The following is a 3,405-nucleotide window of genomic DNA, read 5'->3' as shown; positions in this document are numbered from 1 at the left end:
GCGCCCCCCGGACTCACACCTTGCTGAAGATCAGCGTGCCGTTAGTGCCGCCGAAGCCGAAGGAGTTCGACAGGCTGATGTCGATCTTCATGTCGCGCGCGGTGTGCGGCACGTAGTCGAGACGGCAGCCATCCTGGGGGTTGTCCAGGTTGATCGTCGGCGGCGCGACCTGATCGCGAATCGCCAGGACGCTGAACACCGCCTCCACGGCACCTGCCGCCCCCAGCAGGTGGCCGATCATCGACTTGGTGGAACTGACGGCTACCGACTTCGCGGCTTCCCCCATCACCTCTTCGACGGCACGGCTCTCGGCCAGGTCGCCGTGGGCGGTCGAGGTGCCGTGGGCATTGATGTAGTCGATGGCCGCAGGATCGATGCCGGCATCACGGATCGCATTGCGCATGGACCGAGCAGCCCCGTGGCCATCTTCCGGCGGTGCCGTCATGTGGTAGGCATCATCGCTCATGCCGAAGCCGGTGAGCTCGGCGTAGATGGTCGCCCCGCGGGCCTTTGCCTGCTCGTACTCCTCGAGCACGACCACCCCGGCGCCATCGGAGAGCACGAAGCCGTCGCGATCCCGGTCCCAGGGCCGACTCGCTGCGGCCGGATCATCGTTGCGGGTGGAGAGCGCCCGAGCCGCGGAAAAGCCCCCAAGGCCCAGCGGCGTGGTCGCCATCTCGGCGCCCCCGCAGACCATCACGTCGGCATCGCCATAGGCGATAGTGCGGGCGCTGTAGCCGATATTGTGGGTCCCGGTGGTACAGGCCGTGGTGATGGCGATATTGGGACCCCGGAAGCCGTGCTGGATCGCCAGGTTGCCGGAGATCATGTTGATGATCGACCCCGGCACGAAGAAGGGCGAGATTCGTCGCACCCCGCCCTTGAGCAGGGCGCTATGGTTGTGCTCGATCATCGGCAGGCCACCGATCCCCGAGCCGATGGCCACGCCGATGCGATCGGCATTGCCATCGTGACACTCGATCCCGGCATCCTGAATCGCCTGGGCCCCCGCAGCCATTCCGTACTGGATGAAGAGGTCCATCTTGCGGGCCTCCTTGGGATTCAGGTACGGACTGATGTCGAAGTCCTTCACCGACCCGCCGAAGCGCGTGTTGAAGGCGCTGACATCGAAGTGTTCGATGGGCGCGACACCGCTCTTGCCGGCCGTGATGCTGGCCCAGCTCTCCTTCACGGTATTTCCCACCGGCGTGACCAGACCGAGCCCGGTCACCACAACCCTTCTACGAGCCATCAGCTTTCCTCCAGACAACCTTGTTGACACGACCCCGCGACAGGACCGTCATTGCGGGCATTATACCTGAGTCTCCCCGACCTGTACGGGCTCATAGCACGAGAGCCGTCCTGCCTGGGCAGGACGGCTCTCCACGGGGACCTGGCCCCGGACGCCTCAGCGAGCGGTTTCAACCGCCACCTTACTGGTGGGCGTTGACGTAATCGATGGCTTCCTGAACGGTCGTGATCTTCTCGGCTTCCTCATCGGGAATCTCGGTGTCGAACTCCTCTTCGAGCGCCATCACCAGCTCGACGGTATCCAGGGAGTCGGCGCCGAGATCTTCGGTGAAGGAAGAGGAGTTCTGGATGTCTTCTTCCTTGACGTTCAGACGCTCGGCCACAACCTTCTTCACGCGCTCTTCGATGGTGCTCATTATGACGTACTCCAGTCGTTCACATTGGCCGTTCGGAGAACCAGCCGTTAAAGATCCAGATCCGCTAGCCGGAAGCTGCGGAGTAGTTTATAGACGCCCCCGGGTCGGCGCAACCGCGTCCTGCGGGAGGCTTCAACGCATGTTCATGCCACCGTTGACATGCAGGGTCTCGCCGGTGATGTAGCCCGCCGTGTCGCCAGTCAGAAAGCCCACCGCCGCCGCGATCTCCTCGGGGTCACCGAGCCGCGACAGGGGAATCTGGCCGAGCAGTGCCTTGTGCTGCTCCTCCGGCAGGGATTCGGTCATGTCAGTAGCGATGAAGCCCGGCGCCACCGCATTGACGGTGATGGCACGAGAGGCCACCTCACGGGCCAGGGCTCGGGTAAAGCCCTCCATGCCCGCCTTGGCGGCAGCGTAGTTGGTCTGCCCGAGGTTCCCCATGGTGGCCACCACCGAACTGATCGAGACGATGCGGCCGAAACGGGCTCGGGTCATCCCTCGCAGGCAGGCCTTGCTGACACGGTAGACTGACTTGAGGTTGGTATCGATCACCGAGTCCCACTCATCTTCCTTCATGCGCATCAGCAGGTTGTCACGGGTGATACCGGCATTGTTGACCAGGATGGTGGGAGCACCGAACTCCTCGGTGACCGCCTTGACCAGGGCATCGACGCTGGCCTGGTCGGTGACGTCCAGCTTGCGGCCGGCCCCCTCGATGCCCGCCGCGGCGAGATCGGCATCGATCCGCTCGGCCCCGGCATCGCTGGTGGCGGTGCCGATCACGATGCGACCCTGGCGCCCCAGCTCGTGGGCGGTGGCGCGGCCGATGCCGCGACTGGCCCCGGTGATCAGGGCGACTCTACGCTCGGTTGTCATGGTCTCTTCCGTCTAGGTCCGGGAGAAGGATCAGCCATTGACCGCCGGTGATGGACCGACGGCACTCCTGGCCAGTTCGAGAGCCGCAGAGAGACTGTCGGGGTCGTTCACCGCCAGTCCCTTGCTGCCTCGGGCGATTCGCTTGTTGAGTCCGGTGAGCACCTTGCCCGGGCCGCACTCGATGAACACCTGGGCACCCCGGGCGCTTATCGCCTCGATGCAGCTAGTCCAGCGCACTGGCTGGTAGAGCTGCTCGATCAGCCGGGTACGCAGGGTCTCCACGTCGGCATGAGCCTGGGCATCGACGTTCTGGAACACCGTGTAGCGCGGCGAGCGCAGCTCGACCTCCTCCATGGCCACCGCCAGACGCTCGGCGGCGGGGCGCATCAGGTCACAGTGCGATGGGACCGAGACCGGAATCGGCATCGCGCGTTTGGCGCCGGCATCCTGGCAGGCGGCGATAGCTCGCTCCACGGCAGCTTTGCTACCGGCGATCACTACCTGCCCCGGGGCATTGTAGTTGACGGCAGCCACCACGTCGCCGTCAGCGGCCCGGGCACAGGCCTGCTCCACCGCCTCGTCATCGAGACCGAGAATCGCCGCCATGGCGCCCTCGCCAGCGGGGACAGCCTCCTGCATTGCCTCTCCACGCAGCTTCACCAGTCGCACGCCCTGAGCGAAGGGCAGCGCCCCGGCACAGACCAGAGCGCTGTACTCGCCCAGGCTGTGGCCGGCCATGGCCCCGGGACGCGGCCCCTCGAGCTCCTGCCATACACGCCAGACCGCCACGCTAGCGGTAAGCAGCGCCGGTTGGGTGCAGGAAGTGGCATTGAGCGACTCGGCCGGCCCTTCCTGCACCACC

The 3,405-nt window shown here is 65.4% G+C and carries 4 protein-coding genes; all 4 read right to left on the bottom strand.

Annotated elements, in window-relative coordinates; genetic code table 11:
• Positions 1-13: 13 nt before the first annotated feature.
• Positions 14-1,252 carry a beta-ketoacyl-ACP synthase II gene (fabF, locus tag RI841_RS15555; RefSeq protein ID WP_310706541.1) on the bottom strand — a complete coding sequence of 413 codons (1,239 nt, stop codon included), beginning with the start codon at positions 1,250-1,252 and terminating at the stop codon, positions 14-16.
• A 181-nt stretch (positions 1,253-1,433) separates the two neighbouring features.
• Positions 1,434-1,667, bottom strand: coding sequence for an acyl carrier protein (acpP, locus tag RI841_RS15550; protein WP_008956801.1), 234 nt, complete (start codon positions 1,665-1,667; stop codon positions 1,434-1,436).
• A gap of 132 nt (positions 1,668-1,799) precedes the next feature.
• The gene (fabG, locus tag RI841_RS15545) at positions 1,800-2,543 is read right to left on the bottom strand and encodes a 3-oxoacyl-ACP reductase FabG (RefSeq protein ID WP_310706537.1); all 744 of its coding nucleotides are present in this window, start codon (positions 2,541-2,543) and stop codon (positions 1,800-1,802) included.
• 30 nt (positions 2,544-2,573) lie between these two features.
• Positions 2,574-3,405, bottom strand: an 832-nt coding sequence (fabD, locus tag RI841_RS15540) for an ACP S-malonyltransferase (protein ID WP_310706536.1), incomplete at its 5' end; no start/stop codon positions are given.

The organism is Halomonas sp. (genome assembly GCF_031581305.1).
GTDB lineage: Bacteria > Pseudomonadota > Gammaproteobacteria > Pseudomonadales > Halomonadaceae > Halomonas.
Note: the sequence above shows the minus strand (reverse complement) of the source record. Positions and strands in the feature narration are given on the sequence as shown.